Genomic DNA, 18,830 nt, shown 5'->3' on the forward strand with positions numbered 1-18,830 from the left:
CGACCAACCCCACGGATGGGGCAGTTTCACCCCGTCCTCGGCCGCAACACGGGGTGAAACCGCCCCTCCGCTGCCCGAATGGGGCGGTTTCACCCCGTGTTGCGGCCGAGGACGGGGTGAAACTGCCCCATCCGTGGGGTTGGTCGTGCGAAATCGCGCGCTCAGTTCGGAAGTTGCGCCGCGACCCGCTACGATAGGTGAGTCTTGGAGACGTCGCATAGTCCGGCCGAGTGCACCACCCTGCTAAGGTGGAGTCCCCTTTGAGGGGACCAGGGGTTCAAATCCCCTCGTCTCCGCTCTGCAGAGAACACCAAGATGAAGCCCCGGTACGAGCCCAGCTCGGAGCCGGGGTTTCGTGCATTCGCGTGCACGTGCGTGCATCCACCTGCGTGCACCGCCCAGCCGGCTCGCTCCCCGCGCTTGCCGTCGAGCCTGGCGCAATACAATGCCCATCATGGGCGAATCCCGCAGGAGGAGCTCCTCGAAGGCAGAAAGCTCCCCGACTCCTGGCATCTCGAAGGTCATCAACAACAACGTTGTGATCCAGATCGATGGGGCCGGGCAGGAGCGTGTGCTGATGGGGCGCGGTCTCGGCTTCCAGTTGAAGCCGGGTGACCTCATCGACCCCTCGAGGGTGGAGAAGACGTTCGTGCTCGCGACGGGCAGCGAGGGCGACCAGGCCCTGCAGTTGCTGAGCGCCGTGCCGTATCCCGTGGTCGAGGCGGTCATGAGTGCGGTCGACGAGGCCGAGCGGATGCTGGGGCGCGACCTCGGCAAGCGGCTTCCCCTCGCGGTCATCGACCACATCCAGTACGTGCTCGAGCGGCTCGATCGGGGTATCCGCATTCCGGCGACGTCGATGCCGGAGCTGCGCGTGCTGCACCCGCAGGAGTTCGCCGCGTCGAAGCACATGGCGAAGGTCATCTCCTCGGCCCTCGGGCGGGAGCTCCCGCCGGAGGAAGCCGTGTTCCTGACGATGCACGTGCTGAACTCGACGCGCGACGAGCCCGACGGCACCTCCGCCCTGCTCTTCCGCCGCGTCCAGCACGTGGTCGTGACCGTCGAGGCGGGCCTCGGTGTCGACCTCGACGTCGACAGCCACGACTACGCGCGCTTCGTGCTGCACATCCAGTTCCTCCTGCAGCGGCTCGTGTCGCGCAGCATGCTCCGCTCCACGGACTCGTCGTTCTTCGACTTCACGAAGCGCACCTACCCGCGCTCGTTCGCTATCGCCGAGCAGGTGAAGGGGTACGTGCGGGAGGCGACGGGGGTCGAGCTGACCGACGAGGAGCTCCTGTACGTGACGGTCCACATCGAACGGCTCGCGCAGCACATTGCCTATGGCACAGACGTGGAGCCGATGCTAGAGTGACTGCCGCAGGGCAATGAAGTCCTGCGGAATCCTTGGATTGTTACCGGTCAAGCGGGCAAAACCTGAACTCATATCGCCGAAATGGCGGTGTTCGAGTTCAGGTTTTTTTGTTGCCCAAAATCTGCCGGTTCGGCCCAGGGGCTCCAGACCGAATTGCCGCCGATGGCGGGAGAAGGAGAGCGGTCCCATGGATCACTCAAGAGTTGCAGCGGATGTGCTCAAGGGCGTCGGCGGCGAAGAGAACGTCAAGTCGGTCGTGCACTGCATGACCCGGCTGCGCTTCGCGATCAGGGATGACGCGAAGATCGACAAGGCCGCGGTCAAGGCCATCCCGGGCGTCATCACGACGGCCGAGGCCGGCGGCCAGTACCAGGTCGTCATCGGCAACGAGGTCCCGGAGGTGTACGCCGAGCTCGGAAAGATCTCGAACCTCGTCGCGGGCACGCAGACGGCGACGATCGATCCCGACGAGCCGAAGAAGAACCTCTTCAACCGCTTCATCTCGATGATCGCGGCGCTGTTCACCCCACTGCTGTGGGCGCTCGCCGGCACCGGTCTGCTGAAGGCATTCCTGTCCGCCGCGGCGACCTTCGGCTGGATCGCCACCGACACGTCGACGTACCTCGTCCTCAACGCGCTCTCCGACGCGTTCATCAACTTCCTGCCGATGGCGCTCGCGATCACGGCGGCACGCTACTTCAAGGCCTCCGAGTGGACCTCGTTCGCGATCGCCGGCGCGCTGGTCTATCCGACGATCACTCCGCTGGTCGGAGCCGAGGGGCTGACGTTCTTCGGCATCCCGTTCACGATGGTCAGCTACGTCTCCAGCGTCATCCCGATCATCCTCATCGTGTGGCTGCAGAGCTACGCGGAGAAGTTCCTCTACGCGAAGCTGCACTCCTCGGTCCGCCGCTTCCTGACGCCCATGATCGTGGTTCTGATCGCGGTGCCCCTCGTGTTCGTCGTCGTCGGCCCGATCTCCGCGCTCCTGAGCGGATGGCTCGGCGAGGGCATCGGCTGGATCTTCGCGAACGTCCCGTGGCTCGGCGGCGCGATCATGGGTGGTCTGTGGCAGGTCTTCGTCATCTTCGGACTCCACTGGGGCTTCGTGCCGCTGTTCACGCTCGAGTTCCAGGCAACAGGCCAGATCCTGCTGATCGGCCCGGTGTTCGCTGCAGTCCTCGCGCAGTCCGCGGCCGTCGCCGGCGTGTGGGTCCGCACCCGCGACAAGAAGCTCAAGTCGCTCGCCGCACCCGCCACGCTGTCCGGCTTCCTCGCCGGTATCACCGAGCCCGCGATCTACGGCATCAACCTGCCCCTCAAGCGCCCCTTCATCTTCGGCGTCATCGGTGGCGCACTCGGCGGGGCGATCATCGCCATGGGTGGCGTCTTCTCCACCGCCTTCGTCGTTCCCTCCGGGCTGGCGCTGCCTGCGCTCTTCGGCAACGGCAACATGGTCTTCCTCGGCCTCGGCCTGGTCGCGGCGATCGTGGTGTCGTTCCTCCTCACCGTCATCCTCGGCTTCAAGGACCCGGTGGAAGAGGAAGCTCCGGCCAAGGCCGCAAGCAACGACCTCGAGATCCTCAGCCCCCTCGACGGCACCGCGGTTGCGCTGTCCGAGGTCTCCGACCCCGTCTTCGCCGGCGGTGTGCTCGGCAAGGGCGCGGCGGTCATCCCCAGCTCCGGCGCCGTCTACGCACCGTTCGACGGTGTCGTGGCAGCCGCCTTCCCGACGGGCCACGCGGTGGGCCTGCGCCACGCGGACGGTGCCGAGGTGCTCATCCACATCGGTGTCGACACGGTGAAGCTGAACGGCCAGCACTTCACGATGAAGGTCGAGTCCGGCCAGGCCGTGAAGGCTGGCGAGCTGCTCATCGAGTTCGACGTCGACGCCGTCAAGGCGGCGGGCTACGACGTCACGACGCCCGTCATCATCACGAATTCAGAGCTGTACCCGGAGATCACGAGCCAGGTGACCGGCCCCATCTCGCACGGAGAGTCGCTGTACCTGGCCAAGTCGGTCGAGACCGTGGCACTCGCCAAGTAGCCGCATCCACATCGCACGACTTCACGCACCAACGCATCGCAGAACGAAGGAGACACGCGAATGACGACAACGAACTTCCCAGACGGATTCCTCTGGGGCGGCGCGACCGCAGCCAACCAGCTCGAGGGCGGCTACGTCGACGGGGGCAAGGGCCTCTCCATCCAGGACGTCATGCCGAAGGGCATCATGGCGCCGCCGACCGAGGGGCCGACGGACGACAACCTCAAGCACGTCGGCATCGACTTCTACAACCGCTACGCGGAGGACATCGCGCTCTTCGCCGAGATGGGGTTCAAGACGTTCCGCTTCTCGATCGCGTGGAGCCGCATCTTCCCGAAGGGCGACGAGCTGGAGCCCAACGAGGAGGGCCTCGCGTTCTACGACCGAGTGCTCGACGAGCTGGAGAAGCACGGCATCGAGCCGCTCGTCACGATCTCGCACTACGAGACGCCGCTGCACCTCGCGCAGCAGTACGACGGCTGGGTGAGCCGCGAGCTCATCGGCTTCTACGAGCGCTACGCCCGAGTGCTGTTCGAGCGCTATGGCTCGCGAGTGAAGTACTGGCTCACGTTCAACGAGATCAACTCGGTGCTGCACGCCCCGCTCCTGAGCGGTGGCATCCTCACGCCGAAGGAGCAGCTCAGCGAGCAGGACCTGTACCAGGCCATCCACCACGAGCTCGTCGCCTCGGCGCTCGCGACGAAGATCGCGCACGAGGTCGCTCCGAATGCGCAGGTCGGCTGCATGCTCATCGCCATGCCCGTCTACCCGCTCACGCCGAGCCCCGCGGACGCGCTCAAGGTCATGGACGTCGACCACTCGAACCTCATGTTCGGCGACGTGCACGTGCGCGGCGAGTACCCGGGCTTCGCGCTGCGCCTCTTCAAGGAGAAGGGCATCGACCTCAACATCACGGATGAGGACCGCGAGATCCTGAAGAACACGGTCGACTTCATCTCGTTCAGCTACTACATGAGCATCGCCGAGACGGCGGATCCCGCTGCCGGCGCCGGTGAAGGCAACATCATGGGCGGCGTGCCCAACCCGACGCTGGAGAAGAGCGAGTGGGGCTGGGCGATCGACCCGACCGGCCTGCGCATCGTCATGAACCAGTTCTGGGAGCGGTGGCAGAAGCCGTTGTTCATCGTCGAGAACGGGCTCGGGGCGAAGGACCAGCTCGTCGAGATCGACGGCGTGAAGACCGTCGATGACGGCTACCGCATCGCCTACCTCAACGACCACCTCGTGCAGGCAGGCGAAGCGATCGCTGACGGCGTCGAGCTGCTCGGCTACACGACGTGGGGCTGCATCGACCTCGTCTCGGCGAGCACGGCGCAGCTGAGCAAGCGGTACGGCTTCATCTACGTCGACCGCAACGACGACGGCTCCGGCACACTCGAGCGCTACAAGAAGAAGTCGTTCGACTGGTACGCCGAGGTCATCCGCACCAACGGAGGAAGCCTGCAGGCGTAACGGCCAGCATCCCGAGCCCCGGTATCCGGCCCTCGCGGGCGGACGCCGGGGCCGGCACTCACAGGAGGCGGGTCGCGCACATCGCGCGGCCCGCCTTTTCGCGTTGATCGGGCGGGCGCGCAGGCTCTGCCGAACGGGTGCCGGGCGGGCCTGTCCAACATCAGTGCAATATCGGCCGTTGCAGGCCCTCAGGGCCGAGTTCGGCCACTTCTGCACTGATGTTGGACAGTCGACGCGGGAAGCGACCGGTCGTCTTGGACCGCGCGACCGGATTGTCCGAGGCGCGGCCCGCCGCGCGTGTTGCCTGTGAGGCAACTCGGGGTCGAGCGTGCGCCACTTTCTGGCGTGGTCGATGACGCACCGTGACGCCGCCTGAAGCCCGACAACGTTCGGCGAAGGGAAGCGACGACGGTGCCTGTTCACGCGATGGGCGCTTCCGTACCTTTCGAGGGATCCTCCCGCCTCCCGTCGAAAGGCCAGCATGCCCACCGAGCTCGCCACCCCCGCGCCGACCGCGCCGCTCTCCTCGCTCGAGGGAGCGCAACCGCTGCAGCGGCTCATCGGCGAGCTGCAGGCGGAGCTGCCGCAGCTCGAGGTGCGCGTGCCCTCGGCGCTGACACGCGAGTACGCGGTGGATGCGAGCACCAGGGGCCGTCTCGCCGGCATCGACATCGGCCCGGCCGTCGCGTTCCCGAGCACGGCGGCGGAGGTGCAGGTGATCGTGCGAACGGCGGCTGAGCACGGCATCGCGGTGGTGCCGCGCGGCGCTGGCTCCGGCCTCGCAGGAGGCGCGACCGCCGACGAGCGGCAGCTGGTCGTCTCGACGGAGCGCCTCGACCGGGTCGTCGAGGTGAACCCGCTCGACGAGGTCGCCGTGGTCGAGCCGGGAGTCATCAACGCCGACCTCAACCGCCACCTCGAGCCGTACGGCCTCTTCTACGCCCCGGACCCGGCCAGCTGGGACATCTCGTCCATCGGCGGCAACATCGCCACCAACGCCGGCGGGCTGCGCTGCGCGAAGTACGGGGTCACGCGCGAGTCGATCCTCGCGCTCGACGTCGTGCTCGCCGACGGCGCCCTCGTGCACGTCGGCCATCGCTCCATCAAGGGCGTCACGGGCCTCGACCTCGTCTCCCTCTTCGTCGGCTCGGAGGGCATTCTCGGCATCGTCGTCGCGGCGACCGTGCGCCTGCGTCCGATCCCCGTCGCCCGCCGCACGGTGTCGGCGTTCTTCGCGACGACGGCAGCTGGCGCGGATGCGCTCGCCGCCATCACCCGCAGCACGGTGCGCCCGAGCGTTGTCGAGTTCTTCGATGCCCGCACGCTCGCGAACATCGACGCGCACAGCGGCAGCACGCTCACCGCCCGCGGTGGCGCCCTGCTGCTCATCGAGCTTGACGGCTACGGCATCGACGAGCAGTCCGCCGACCTCCGCGCGGCGCTCGAAGCCGTCGGCGGGCTCGTCACCGAGGAGAGCGTCGAGGACGGCGAGGCGCTGTGGGAGCTGCGCCGTTCAGGGCGCGGCTTCGATCGCGCCGAGTGGTTCGCGGGCGGCGACATCGCCGTTCCCAAGTCGCGCATCCCCGAGATCTTCGCCCACTTCCCGGTCGTCGAGGAGCGCTTCGGCGTCACGGTGGGCGCTGTCGCGCACGCCGGCGACGGCAACCTGCACCCCGTCATCACGCTCCGCATCCCGGAGGGAGCTGACCCGGACGTCGTCCCGCCGCAGCTGCACGACGCGGCCGCCGCCCTCGCCGAGTTCGCGCTCGAGCTCGGCGGAACCGTGAGCGGTGAGCACGGCATCGGCTCGTCGAAGCTCGACCTCGCAGCCCTCGAGCTGTCCGAGCGGAGCCGGGAGGCGCAGCACGCCATCAAGCACGCGCTCGACCCCGCCGCGCTCTTCAACCCAGGCAAGGCCATCTGACCCGGCGCCCCGAGCGCCCCGTCCCGAGCGACCCATCCCGAGCATCCGCTCACCAGCACCAGCACACGTACACGCACCCACCGACCGACCACCCGCAATCCCCAATGCAGACCCCGAGAAAGCAGCCACCACCATGTCGACACGACACCCACGACTCCGACGGAAACTCGCCGCAGCCATCGGCGTGCTCGCCAGCATGTCGTTCCTCGCAGCCTGCGCGACGTCCGACGCCGCCCCGGGAGCCGCGGGGGAGGGCGAGCCGAAGAACGGCGGCGACGTCACGTTCCTCATCGACTCCCTCGGCGACAGCTGGATCCCCAACAACAGCGCCATCTCCAGCTACCAGGGGCACGTCTGGGGCCACGTCACCGACAAGCTCGTGTACGTCGACGGCGAGGGCAACGTCAGCCCGTGGGTCGCGGAGAGCTGGGATCAGAACGACGACGCGACGGAGTACACGCTGCACCTCAAGGACGGCGTGACCTTCTCGGACGGCACCCCCGTCGACGCCGCGGCGGTCGTCGCGAACCTCGACATCTGGGCCAAGGGCGACCCCGACCGCGGCATCAACCGCATCGGGCTGTTCCCCGCCGCGAACTACGACGGTGCGACCGCGGTCGACGCGGCGACCGTCGAGGTGAAGTTCTCGAAGCCCACCCTCGGCTTCATCCCGACGCTCGGCTACCACGGCTCGATCCTCACCTCACCGGCCGTCATCGCGCTGCCGGCCGAGGAGCAGGCCGACCTCAGCAACTTCGTCGGCAGCGGCCCGTTCACGGTCGAGTCCTGGCAGGAAGGGCAGGACGTGGTCCTGACCAAGCGCGAGGACTACACCTGGGGTCCGGAGGCGCTCGAGCACACGGGCCCCGCGTTCCTCGACTCCATCACCTACCAGATCGTCGCCGAGCCGTCGCTGCGCACCTCCTCGGTGCAGGCTGGCCAGGCGGACGTCGCCTACAACACCTCCCCGCAGGAGCTGGATGCGCTCGCCGACGAGGGCCTCGAGGTCGCGGTTCCCCGCTACCTGGGCTTCGTCAACGGCTACGCGCTGAACACGCAGGTCGCCCCGTTCGACGAGACCGAGGTGCGTCAGGCATTCCAGCACGGCATCGACCGCGACGAGATCCTCTCCACCGTGTACACGGAGGACTGGGAGGCCGCGGAGTCGTTCATCCAGAGCAACGTCCCCGAGGCGACGGACCACAGCGACGCGTTCGCGTTCGACCCGGAGGAGTCGAAGAAGCTGCTGGATGCGGCCGGTTGGACGGCAGGCGCTGACGGCATCCGCTCGAAGAACGGCGAGACCCTCGCCGTGACGCTCTACCCGAACCCCTACCTCGCCACCTCGCAGTCGGTCGACGAGCTCGTGGCGCAGCAGCTCAAGAAGGTCGGCTTCGACGTGAAGATCGAGGCGTACGACGTCGTCACGTACGGCGAGCGCGTGCTCAACAGCGGCGTCGAGATCCAGGCCACCGAGATCACGCGCAGCTTCATCGACGTCGGCACGGTCGCGGGCATCCTCACGAGCCTCAACGAGGGCGACGAGGACTGGTTCGGCGTGGGAACGAGCGACACGAAGCTCAACGAGTACGCCGAGGGCATCTCGAGCTCGAGCGACACCGAGGCACGCGCGGCGCTCGCCGACGAGCTGCAGGGGTACGTGCTCGAGCAGGGCTACTTCGCCCCGATCACGCAGATCGTGCAGCGCGTGTACGTGCAGTCGCCGAACCTGCACGGCGTCACGTACAACGGCGTCGCGTACGCCAACTACGCCACGGCCTGGGTCGACTAGGCCCCGGCCGGCGGGAGGGGACCAGCATGAGACAGAACTACACGCGCTTCGCGCTGAGGCGCACGGGCCAGGCGATCATCGTCGTGCTGCTCGCCTACGTCTTCACGTTCTTCGTCATCAGCGTGCTGCCGGGGGACCCGGTCACGAGCACGCTGCGCAACCCCGACAACGGGTTCACGGAGGAGGAGATCGCCCGCATCGTGGCCTACTACGGCCTCGACCAGCCGCTGCTCGTGCAGCTGTGGGGTTCGCTCACGAGGTTCGTCGTCGGTGACTTCGGCGTCTCGCTGCGCTCGAACCTGCCCGTCGCCGACCTCATCGGGGATGCGCTGCCCTCGACGCTCGCTCTCGCGGGCAGTGCCCTCCTCGTGGCGGTTGTGCTCGCCGTGCTCATCGCGTTCGGCACGCAGGTGCTGCCGGTCCGCTACGGCCAGGGTGTCCTGCGCGCGTTCCCGTCGCTGTTCCTGTCGGTGCCGAACTTCGTCATCGGCCTGGTCCTCATCAACGTGTTCGCGTTCGGCTTCGGCCTGTTCCGCATCGTCGACCCGGAGAGCGCGTGGGCGACGTTCTTCGCCGCCGTCGCCCTCGGCATCCCGGTCTCGGCGCAGATCGCGGAGGTGCTCATCACGAACCTCGACCACGCGTCCTCGCAGGAGTACGCGTCGGTGGCGCGCTCCCGCGGGCTCACGCAGCGGCGACTCTTCACGCGGCACCTCCTGAAGCCGTCGGCGCTGCCCGCGGTGACGGTGCTCGCGCTCACGGTGGGCGAGCTGCTCGGCGGCTCCCTCATCACGGAGGCCGTCTTCGGGCGCAGCGGCATCGGCAGCATCGTGCAGCGGGCCGTTGCCAGCCAGGACCTGCCGGTGCTGCAGGCGGTCGTCGGCCTCGCGGCCGTCGTCTTCGTGCTCGTCAACCTCCTCGCCGACCTGGCCTACCCGATCCTCGATCCGCGCGTCGACATCGAAGGAAACCGGAAGAAGGGCGGGCCCGTCATCGGGGACGCGGACGCGTCGGCACCCGAGTCCTCCTCCACACCGTCCGACTCCCCGCTCAAGGAAGAGGCGAGCATCGTATGACCTCCGCAGTTCTGAACGCCGCACCGGGCGCGACCGGCTCCCGCAGTCCCAGGGCCGCGTTCAAGGTTCGCGCGATCGGCGTCTTCCCCCCGACGGTCGTGCTGTCGTTGGTCGTCATCGCCCTGGTGCTCGCCTGGTCGCTGCTGCCCGGCGTCTTCACCTCCTCCAGCCCGGTCGACGGCGTCCCCGCCGACAAGTTCCTGGCGCCCAGCCCGCAGCACTGGTTCGGCACCGATCACCTCGGACGCGACCAGTTCGCCAGGGTCGTCTTCGGCACGCAGTCCTCGATCTCGTCGGCGCTGGTCGCCGTCATCATCGGCGTCGTCGTGGGCGGCGCGATCGGTCTCATCGGCGGATTCATCGGCTCCTGGACCGACACGGTGCTCGCCAGGTTCGTGGATGTGCTGCTCGCCATCCCCAGCTTCCTCCTGGCCGTCGTCATCGTCTCCTCCCTCGGCTTCCAGACCATCAACGCCGCGATCGCCACGGGCGTCTCCGCCGTGGCGGTGTTCGCCCGCGTCATGAGATCCGAGGTGCTGAAGACGCGGCGGGCCACGTTCGTGGAGGCCGCCTACCTCCAGGGCGGGTCGAAGTGGCACGTGCTCGGCCGCCACGTCCTCCCCAACGCGTCTCGCTCCGTCCTGGCGCTCGCGGTGCTGCAGTTCGGGCTCTCGATCCTCGTCATCGCTGGCCTCGCGTTCCTCGGCTACGGCGACCCGCCGCCCGCATCCGACTGGGGGCTGCTCATCTCCAACGGCAAGGACTACCCGCGGGCACCCTGGCTCGTGCTGTGGCCAGCGCTGGTCACCATCGCGACGGTGCTCTCCGTCAACCGCATCAGCCGGTGGCTCCGGCAGACGTCCTGACCGAACGCACGAGAGGCACGCAATGACCCACGCATCTGCATCTGCACCCGCACCCGCACCCGCTCCCGAATCCTCCGCTCAGCCCCTCCTGCAGGTCGAGAACCTGTCGGTCGCGTACGGCAGGAGCGAGGTCGTCTCCGACGTCAGCTTCACGCTGAACCGTGGCGAGAGCCTCGCGCTCATCGGCGAGTCCGGGTCCGGGAAGTCCACGATCGCCCGCGCGATCCTGCGCCTCCTGCCGGACGGCGGTCGAGCGGCTGGGAGCATCCGCTTCGAGGGGAAGGACGTGCTCGCGTACTCGCCGCGCCAGTTCCGCCCCCTGCGCGGCACCCGCATCGGCTTCGTGCCGCAGGACCCGGCGAACGCCCTCAACCCGGTGCGCACCATCGGCTCCCAGGCGCACGAGGCGGCCGACCTCGTCGACGGCCTCTCCCGCGACGAGCAGCGGGAGCTCATCTTCGCGACGTTCGAGCGGGTCGGCTTGCCCGACCCGAAGCGCGTGTACGAGTCCTACCCCCACCAGCTCTCCGGCGGCATGCTGCAGCGTGTGCTCATCGGGCTCGCCGTGCTGCCGAGCCCCGAGCTGCTCATCGCGGACGAGCCGACGAGTGCGCTCGACGTGACGATCCAGAAGCGCATCCTCGGGGTGCTCAGCGAGCTGCAGAGCGAACTCGGCATCGGGCTCGTGCTCATCGCGCACGACCTCGCGATCGCGGCCGAGCGCACGCAGAAGATCGTCGTCCTCAAGGGAGGCGAGGTGCAGGAGGCCGGCGCGACGGAGCACGTGTTCACCGAGTCCACGTCGCCGTACACGGTTCGTCTGCGGCAGGATGCCCCCGCCCTGAACCCCGACCGCTACGGTTCGCTGCTGCAGCGCGACAGCCGCGGCGCCGCGACCGAGCAGGTCGCGGTCACGGGCGTGTCGAAGAGCTTCTCGGTCGGGGAGCGACGGGTCGCGGCGTTGGACGACGTGTCGTTCGCGGTGAGGGCAGGCACGACGCACGCGCTCGTGGGGGAGTCCGGCTCGGGCAAGACGACGGCCGTCCGCATCCTGCTCGGCCTCGAGGAGGCGGACGCCGGCGAGATCAGCGTCGGCGACGAGCGAGTCGACGGCAGCTCTCCCAAGCAGCTCCGCGAGATCCGCCGCCACCTGCAGCTCGTCTACCAGAACCCGTTCACCTCCCTCGATCCGACGTGGCGTGTGGAGCGCATCGTGCGCGAGCCGCTCGACCGCTACAAGGTCGGCGACAAGCGGGAGCGCGCCGAGAAGGCTCGGGCCGCCCTCGCGTCCGTCGGCCTGGGCGCGGAGTTCCTGTCCCGGAAGCCGTCCGCCCTCTCCGGCGGCCAGCGCCAGCGTGTTGCCATCGCGCGCGCCCTCGTGCTCCGGCCAGACGTGCTCGTGCTCGACGAGCCGACCTCCGCCCTCGACGTGACCGTGCAGGCGGAGATCTTCGAGGTGCTGTTCCAGCTGCAGGCTGAGCTGGGACTCACCTACCTGTTCGTCTCCCACGATCTCGCGCTCGTCCGCCAGGTCGCAGACACCGTGTCGGTGCTCCAGGGAGGCAAGGTCGTCGAATCCGGACGGGTTGCCGAGGTGCTCGCGCATCCCGAGCAGCCCTACACGCGGGCCCTCATCGATGCCATCCCCACGCCCCGGTCCGGGCATGCGGCTCCGTCAGCGGATGCGAACGTGACGCCCGCAGTCCAGGTCCCGGCGCTCGTCTGAGCGAGCCGCACCTCCGAACCTCCACCTGAACCGACCGAGGCCGTGCGCCTCGCGCGAAAGAGAACGACGACACCATGACAAGCACCGCAAGCACGCCGACCCTCACGCCGACCTGGACGTCGACGGAGCTCGCGCGCGCCTTCAACGCGCCGAAGGGCTTCGGCGACGCGACCCTGCGCGACCGGCGCCCTGACTCCATCGAGCTGCTCGGCGGCATCCCCGACCCGTCGGTGCTCCCCTCCGCCGAGCTCGCCGAGGCGACCGCGCGGGTGCTGTCCGTGCCGGGCGTGCCCGCGCTGCAGTACGGGCGAACCGAGGGCGTGCCCGCGCTGCGGGAGTGGATCGCCGCACGCGAGGGCGTGCCGGTATCGCGTGTGCTCATCACGAACGGCGGGTTCCACGGCATCTCGCTCGCCGTGCAGCTCGTGGTCGAGCGGGGCGGCCTCGTCGCGGTCGACAACCCGATCTTCCCGCTGTTCCTGCGCGGCCTCGAACTCTCCGACGCGCGGATCCTGCCGATCACGGTCGGCCGCGACGGCTTCGACGTCGCCGAGCTGGAGGCCCATCTGATCGCCGGCGCGCGTCCGGCGGCCGTCTACACGGTGCCCGACTTCCACAACCCCTCGCAGCACAGTCTGACCCTCGAGGGGCGCCGTGAGCTCGTGCGCCTCGCGGAGCAGTACGACTTCATCCTGCTGGCCGACAACCCGTACCGGGAGCTGCGCTTCCGCGGCGAAGAGCTCGACTTCGAGATCTTCAACAGCTCCTCGCACGTGATCCACATCAACACCTTCACGAAGACGCTCGGCCCCGGCCTGCGCCTCGGCTGGATCGTGCTGCCGGAGCGGCTCGTCCCCGACTTCGTGTCGCTGCGCGCGCGTCAGGACTCGCACTCGTCGCAGCTCGTGCAGCATGCGGTCGCCGAGCTGCTCGGCAGCGCGCCGTCGTTCTTCGACGACACGCTCGCGTCCGCGCGCGTGCTGTACCGGGAGCGGGCGGATGCGCTCTCCGCCGCGCTCGAGGCCCACGCACCCGGGGCCTTCGAGATCGACGCGCCAGATGGCGGCCTGTTCCTGTGGCCGCGACTCGTCGACGACGCGATCGACGCGGACAGGCTCGCCGAGGATGCCAGCGCTGAGGGCATCGGCTACCAGCGCGGCTCGTTCTTCCCGTCCGGGCCGGGCACCGACGCGCCTCGACGTCTGCGGCTCGCCTACGGAGACACCCCCGTCGAGCGCCTGCAGGAGGCGGCCGCGCGCCTCGGCCGCGCACTCGAGAAGCAATAAGCGGACTCGTGCCAAAATATTCGGGTGGCTTCTCCGCAACGATACCGGCGTCGCGGCAGGGGTGCGGCTGAGTTCGCCGAGCTCAGCGGCTACCGCGTCGAAGGTGCGCAAGCCGAGTTCGCAGTCGATGTCACGGCCATCGACCTCGGCGATGTCGCCATGTGGCGGCTGCACCTCACGCCCGTGCAAGCCACGATCGCGGACGTCCTGCCTGGGGAACTCGAGACGGTGCAGGTGCTCTCCACCGTCTCGGGGACGATGACCGTCACGATCTCGGGCATCTCCCACGAGCTGACTCCGGGCTCGTACCTCCTCTTCGACCCGCGGCGGCCGCACGATGTGTCGAGCGCAGATGAGACGACCTCGTTCCTCTACTCGGTCCGGCGCTCCGCGGTCGAGCCGATCATCCGGGAGTTCCCCCTCAGGGTCGACGCAGACCCTGTCTACAGTCGCGCCCTGCGCGCGCTCGTCACGAGCATCCTGGACTCCGAGAGGGACTACTCCGGGCCTGGCGCGGGAAACCTGCGCATCGCGATCGAGTCGGCGCTGCTCGCGAGCATCGCGGAGGCGGTGGGGCGTTTCCGGGCGACCACGAGCGAAGGCGGCGACCGGTTCCTGGTCCTGATCGAGGGGGCCAGGCAGATCATCGCGGGAGAGTTCGCCGACCGTTCACTCTCGGCGACCACCCTCGCGCGGCGCCTCAGCGTCTCGCGTTCCCTGCTGCACAGGGCGTTCGAGAGCGTCGGCATGACGCCAGCGGTGGAGCTGCGCAACGCTCGGGCGAGGCATGCCAGGCACCTCCTGGCTACGGGCGATTCGCCGACGCAGCGCAGGGCCGCGGCCAGGGCGTCGGGCTTCGCATCGGTGACATCGATGCTCGCGGCGATCGAGGCGCTCGGCCGCGACTGAAGCCGGAGCGGCCAGTTCTGTCGCGAGAATCGTCGATTCCGTCGCCGGACCGACCGGAAGGTCTATCCCTGCGCATAGAGTCGCGAGGTCGAACGCTCGTGTGCCCCCAGGCGACGTAGCGCGACCACGGACGCGAATCGCTCAGATGCGATACGCCCACTCCCAGCACTCATCAGCACCGCACTCCCACGCGGTGCTCGCTCGTGTGCCCAATTTTCGGAACCCAGAAAGTCGCGCAATGAACACCTCCCCCGAACCCGCCAACGTCGCAGCAACCCCCACGACGACCACCCGCCGCACCCTGCTCACCGCAGCCGCCTGGTCGGCTCCGGTCGTGGCCACAGCCATCGCGGCTCCCCTCGCAGCCGCCTCCACGCTGTGCGTCGACCCCGACGTCGGCATCAACTGGGGGCTCGCGACCGTCAGCGGAACCGCGGCGACCGTCGGCAGGGCCACGACCCTCGACCGCACGGCCGTCTTCCGCCCGCAGAACTCGACCCGGCCCACGACGCCCAACATCAGCGCCACGGTGCAGCACACCTTCAGCGGCAACATGCGGGCGGAGACGAACGACGGCACCGTCTCGGCACAGAACGTCGGCGGCATCGGCCAGCGCGGCTACCAGATCAACCAGTTCAACGGCCCGAACGCCGTGACGCAACCGTCTGCAAACGACTTCCAGACGGTCGTCTTCACCTTCGCCGAGGACCTCTACAACGTTCGCTTCTCCATCACCGACATCGATCGCCTCTGGCGAGCGGGGAACGGCCTCACGCGCGACTTCCTCGACGGTGTCGTCCTCGAGTCCGCGGCACCGAGGACGTTCTCGATCCCGAGCGGCTCCACGGTCACGGGCGCCGGGACCGCCACGAGCCCCTGGTACAACTCGGTCGACGGCAACAAGAGCGAGGACGCACCCGGTGGCCAGGTCGACGTCGTCTTCGCCGGCCCGGTGCGCTCGTTCACGGTGCGCTACTTCAACCTCGGGTACATGCTCGGCACCACGAACAACACGGTGAACACCGACAACGACCAGACGATCTTCGTCACCGGTCTGCGGGTCGAGCGCCGGGCCGCCTGCTAGGGCAGCCCAGCTCGGTCGCCTCTCACCCTCCTCCGGCAGGCGAAGCTGAACCGTCGGTCGTCCCAGCCTCGGGCCCGGGACGGCCTGCGGTTCGCGGCCGCACACTGGGAGGCGCGCGACGTGGCGCTCGAGGCAGCGGGCCGCGCACTCGCCGAATCGGCGAGCGGGGCCCGCTGCTGCGAGCTGCTGCTGCGAGCCGCTGGACCAGTCGCTCGGTCCAGGCTGCTGAACCAGGCAGTGGAGTGGAGGGGTCAGTACCGGCCGGCGTCGGGGCGTTCTGCCCTGGATTTACTGCTCCGCGTTCGCGGGCGAGCCTGCGCGGGTGAGCCCGCGCTCGTCGAGCAGGCGGCGAGCCAGCACCGTCGAGCCGGCGACGGCAGCAGGCATCGTGAAGACGGCCCCACCAGGCACCATGAAGCAGAGCTGCGTCGCGACGCCGAAGCCGAGCAGCTGCGCACGATTCCCGCGGATGACGGAGGCGCGCTGCTCGCCGAGCAGCCGGCGCGCATCCAGTGCCCTGCCGGTGAGCTCCCGCGACAGGACCGTCCCATTGAGCGTGACGCCGACGACCGCCGCGGCGACCGAGCCGATGAGCGGGATGACGCCCACGATCGCGACGGCGATGGCCGCGAGGATGCCCATGCCGACGAGCCACAGGCTGCCTCTGACCGCCGCGAGGAGCCCGAGCCCCTCGCCCGGGTTCTCGTCGCCGAGGTCGCGCTCGACGGACAGCCAGATGCGCTCGTAGAACGGATCGCCGACGGTCAGCGTGATGGCGGTGAACGTCGTGACCGACAGGAAGACGCCGCCCGCGACGATGAGGGTCATGAAGGCGATGCGCAGGACGTTGCGCCACACCTCGTCCCACGACGCCGCCCAAGGGGTGGCCCACTCGACGAGGTCGTCGACGAAGAACAGGAGCGTGACGAGCGCGGCGCCAACGAGCAGGAAGACGATGAGCGCTGGGATGAGCCCGAGCAGCATCAGATGCGGCTTCTTCTTCCAGTACCCGAAGCCCTGGAAGAGCGCGCTGACGCCTGAGAAGAACTGCCCGATCATGCCACCGAGACTACTGAGGCGCGGCAGGGAAGCGGATGCGTGCATCCGTTCCCCCGCCGCGCCTCAGGAGCTGTGCGGTTCGAGCGAGAAGAACCTAGAGCGTGATGAGGCCGTTGGTCTTCGTCGTCGCGGCGTCGTAACGCTGCTGCACGTTGTCCCAGTCCGCGATGTTCCAGAACGCCTTGATGTAGTCGGCGCGAACGTTGCGGTAGTCGAGGTAGTAGGCGTGCTCCCAGACGTCGAGCATGAGCAGCGGGACGAGCCCGAACGGCACGTTGCCCTGCTGGTCGAAGAGCTGGAAGATGGCGAGCTGCTCGCCGAGCACGTCGTAGGCGAGGACAGCCCATCCGGAGCCCTGCACGCCGAGCGCCACTGCCGTGAACTGCGCGACGAACGCGTCGAAGGAGCCGAACTGCTCGTCGATCGCCGTGGCGAGCGAGCCAGTGGCCTGGCCGCCGCCGTTGGGGGAGAGGTTGGTCCAGAAGATGGAGTGGTTGACGTGGCCGCCGAGGTTGAACGCGAGGTCCTTCTCGAGCTTGTTCACGTTGGCGAGGTTGCCGCTCTCGCGGGCCTCGGCGAGCTGCTCGAGCGCCGTGTTCGCGCCCTTCACGTAGGTGGCGTGGTGCTTCGAGTGGTGCAGCTCCATGATCTCGCCGCTGATGCTCGGGGCGAGGGCGGAGTAGTCATAAGCCAGGTCGGGAAGGGTGTATGCGGTCATGGTGTGACCCTCTTTCTGTCGTGTTCTGCGGTATTGGTGAGTTCGGGTGGTGTGAGGGGCGGCCGAATCGCGGGTTCGGTCGCGGGTTGATGCGGCGGGTTGCGGCGCGGGCTCAGTCGCGGGTTCAGTCGCCGAACGTGGCGGCGTCGAGGCGGCCGAAGCGGCGGTTCTGGTACATGAGCGGCGGGACCGTGCTGCCGTGCAGGACCTCGAGGACCTCGGCGAGCACGATGGTCGAGCCGCCGACCTTGACGGTGCTGGCGATGCGGCAGCGCAGCGTCTCGCGAGCCTCGGGGAGGAAGGGCTCGCCCGTGGGGAAGTGATCCCAGCCCTGTTCCGAGGTGAAGCGGGGGGCGCCGCTGCGGGCGAAGTCGAGGGCGATCTGCTCCTGCTCGTGGCTGAGGAGGTTCACGGTGACGTCGCCGGCTTCGAGAAGTCCGCCGGCGCTGCCGGTGGCCCGCGTCACGGAGAACGAGAGCGTGGCGGGGTCGACGGCGACGGAGCTCACGCTCGATGCGGTGAGGCCGACGGGGCCGTTCGCGGTCTGGGCCGCGATGATGGCGACGGCTGCGGGGTGCTCCCTGAAGGCGGCCTTGAACTCTTCTGCCAGCGCTGCTTGGGGCAACGCCGCTGGGACTGGTGCCTCGGGGGCGGGTTCTGTCATCGAGTGGGCTCTCTGCCTGTTCTGGAGGACGGCGATCGGAGTTGCGTGTGCGTTTCCTCTTCGAGGCTAGAACCTAAAGTAAGGTTGAAGTCAATTCGAACGGTGGGATTTCACTGTGAGCGAGACACGCAAGGACACAGAGGCGCTCGATCGGGCCCCGGGGCAGCCGCACATCTCCGACGAGCTGCTCACGGTGAGCGACATGGTTCGTCGGACGGGCGTCGCCGCATCCGCGCTGCGCTTCTACGAGGAACTCGAGCTGATCGCCGCGGTGCGCACCGCCGGCAACCAGCGTCGCTACGCCCGCCACATGATTCGGCGAGTTTCGCTCATCTCGGTCGCGAAGCGCCTCGGCATTCCGCTGTCTGACGTGCAGGACGCGTTTGCCGACCTGCCGAGCGATGCGACGCCCAGCCAGGAGGACTGGCAGCGCGCTTCGCGGCGGTGGAAGCGGACGCTCGAGGAGCGGCGGCGCGGCATCGAGCGCCTCGAGCACGAGCTCATGGGGTGCATCGGCTGCGGTTGCCTGTCGATGAAGGCCTGCGGGCTCCTCAACCCCGACGATGCCCTCGCCGGCGGAGGAGCCGGCCCTCGCCGCCTCGACTGAGCGCCGCCCGCGCCCGCCCGCAGCGCCGGCCCGCCCGCGCCCGCCGCGCTGGCCCGCCCATCCACCTTCCCGATCCTGCGCACCCCCTCCGCTGCCCAGGGCTGACTTGTGGTCGTTTCAGGCCCGGAATGACGACCACAAGTCAGCCCTGGGCAGCGGAGGGGGTGCGCAGGATCGGGAAGGTGGATGGGCGGGCCAGCGCGGCGGGCGCGGGCCCGCCCATCCAC

15 protein-coding genes and 1 tRNA gene are annotated in these 18,830 nt (G+C 68.8%); 13 read left to right on the plus strand and 3 right to left on the minus strand.

Annotated features, from left to right (window positions below; translation table 11 throughout):
- Positions 1–206 precede the first annotated feature (206 nt).
- From C5E07_RS18000 to C5E07_RS18055, 12 genes are all read left to right on the plus strand, one after another.
- Positions 207–296: transfer RNA gene (locus tag C5E07_RS18000), tRNA-Ser, on the plus strand.
- Between the two features lie 158 nt (positions 297–454).
- On the plus strand, positions 455–1,372 hold the full coding sequence (locus C5E07_RS18005) for a PRD domain-containing protein (protein WP_104301341.1): 918 nt from the start codon (positions 455–457) through the stop codon (positions 1,370–1,372).
- A 187-nt stretch (positions 1,373–1,559) separates the two neighbouring features.
- Positions 1,560–3,419 carry a beta-glucoside-specific PTS transporter subunit IIABC gene (locus C5E07_RS18010; RefSeq protein ID WP_104301319.1) on the plus strand — a complete coding sequence of 620 codons (1,860 nt, stop codon included), beginning with the start codon at positions 1,560–1,562 and terminating at the stop codon, positions 3,417–3,419.
- Positions 3,420–3,479: 60 nt separating this feature from the next.
- The gene (locus tag C5E07_RS18015; RefSeq protein ID WP_104301321.1) at positions 3,480–4,892 is read left to right on the plus strand and encodes a glycoside hydrolase family 1 protein; all 1,413 of its coding nucleotides are present in this window, start codon (positions 3,480–3,482) and stop codon (positions 4,890–4,892) included.
- 481 nt (positions 4,893–5,373) lie between these two features.
- Positions 5,374–6,816, plus strand: a complete 1,443-nt coding sequence (locus C5E07_RS18020) for an FAD-binding oxidoreductase (protein ID WP_104301323.1) — start codon at positions 5,374–5,376, stop codon at positions 6,814–6,816.
- A 133-nt stretch (positions 6,817–6,949) separates the two neighbouring features.
- Complete coding sequence (locus tag C5E07_RS18025; protein WP_104301325.1) at positions 6,950–8,608, plus strand: ABC transporter substrate-binding protein; 1,659 nt, start codon at positions 6,950–6,952, stop codon at positions 8,606–8,608.
- Between the two features lie 26 nt (positions 8,609–8,634).
- Complete coding sequence (locus C5E07_RS18030) at positions 8,635–9,684, plus strand: ABC transporter permease (protein ID WP_104301327.1); 1,050 nt, start codon at positions 8,635–8,637, stop codon at positions 9,682–9,684.
- Entirely contained in the window at positions 9,681–10,550 is an 870-nt protein-coding gene (locus C5E07_RS18035; protein WP_104301329.1) for an ABC transporter permease, read from the plus strand. Before C5E07_RS18030 ends, C5E07_RS18035 begins: the two co-directional genes overlap by 4 nt.
- Before the next feature lie 22 nt (positions 10,551–10,572).
- Positions 10,573–12,276, plus strand: a complete 1,704-nt coding sequence (locus tag C5E07_RS18040; protein WP_104301331.1) for an ABC transporter ATP-binding protein — start codon at positions 10,573–10,575, stop codon at positions 12,274–12,276.
- A 74-nt stretch (positions 12,277–12,350) separates the two neighbouring features.
- Positions 12,351–13,562, plus strand: coding sequence for a PLP-dependent aminotransferase family protein (locus C5E07_RS18045; protein ID WP_104301333.1), 1,212 nt, complete (start codon positions 12,351–12,353; stop codon positions 13,560–13,562).
- A gap of 24 nt (positions 13,563–13,586) precedes the next feature.
- A complete protein-coding gene (locus tag C5E07_RS18050; protein WP_104301335.1) occupies positions 13,587–14,471 on the plus strand; it encodes a helix-turn-helix transcriptional regulator in 885 nt (294 codons plus the stop codon).
- 238 nt (positions 14,472–14,709) lie between these two features.
- A complete protein-coding gene (locus C5E07_RS18055; RefSeq protein WP_104301337.1) occupies positions 14,710–15,555 on the plus strand; it encodes a hypothetical protein in 846 nt (281 codons plus the stop codon).
- Positions 15,556–15,843: 288 nt separating this feature from the next.
- Here the strand turns inward: C5E07_RS18055 and C5E07_RS18060 are convergent, their stop codons facing one another.
- From C5E07_RS18060 to C5E07_RS18070, 3 genes are all read right to left on the minus strand, one after another.
- Positions 15,844–16,614, minus strand: a complete 771-nt coding sequence (locus C5E07_RS18060) for an EI24 domain-containing protein (protein ID WP_104301343.1) — start codon at positions 16,612–16,614, stop codon at positions 15,844–15,846.
- Between the two features lie 94 nt (positions 16,615–16,708).
- Complete coding sequence (locus tag C5E07_RS18065; protein ID WP_104244356.1) at positions 16,709–17,332, minus strand: superoxide dismutase; 624 nt, start codon at positions 17,330–17,332, stop codon at positions 16,709–16,711.
- Between the two features lie 124 nt (positions 17,333–17,456).
- On the minus strand, positions 17,457–17,996 hold the full coding sequence (locus tag C5E07_RS18070; RefSeq protein ID WP_104301339.1) for a flavin reductase family protein: 540 nt from the start codon (positions 17,994–17,996) through the stop codon (positions 17,457–17,459).
- Positions 17,997–18,111: 115 nt separating this feature from the next.
- On the opposite strand from C5E07_RS18070, the gene soxR reads away from it, so the two are divergent.
- The gene (gene soxR / locus C5E07_RS18075; RefSeq protein WP_374953210.1) at positions 18,112–18,603 is read left to right on the plus strand and encodes a redox-sensitive transcriptional activator SoxR; all 492 of its coding nucleotides are present in this window, start codon (positions 18,112–18,114) and stop codon (positions 18,601–18,603) included.
- Positions 18,604–18,830 lie beyond the last annotated feature (227 nt).

Source organism: Pseudoclavibacter sp. RFBJ3 (assembly GCF_002931375.1).
Taxonomy (GTDB): Bacteria; Actinomycetota; Actinomycetes; order Actinomycetales; family Microbacteriaceae; genus Pseudoclavibacter.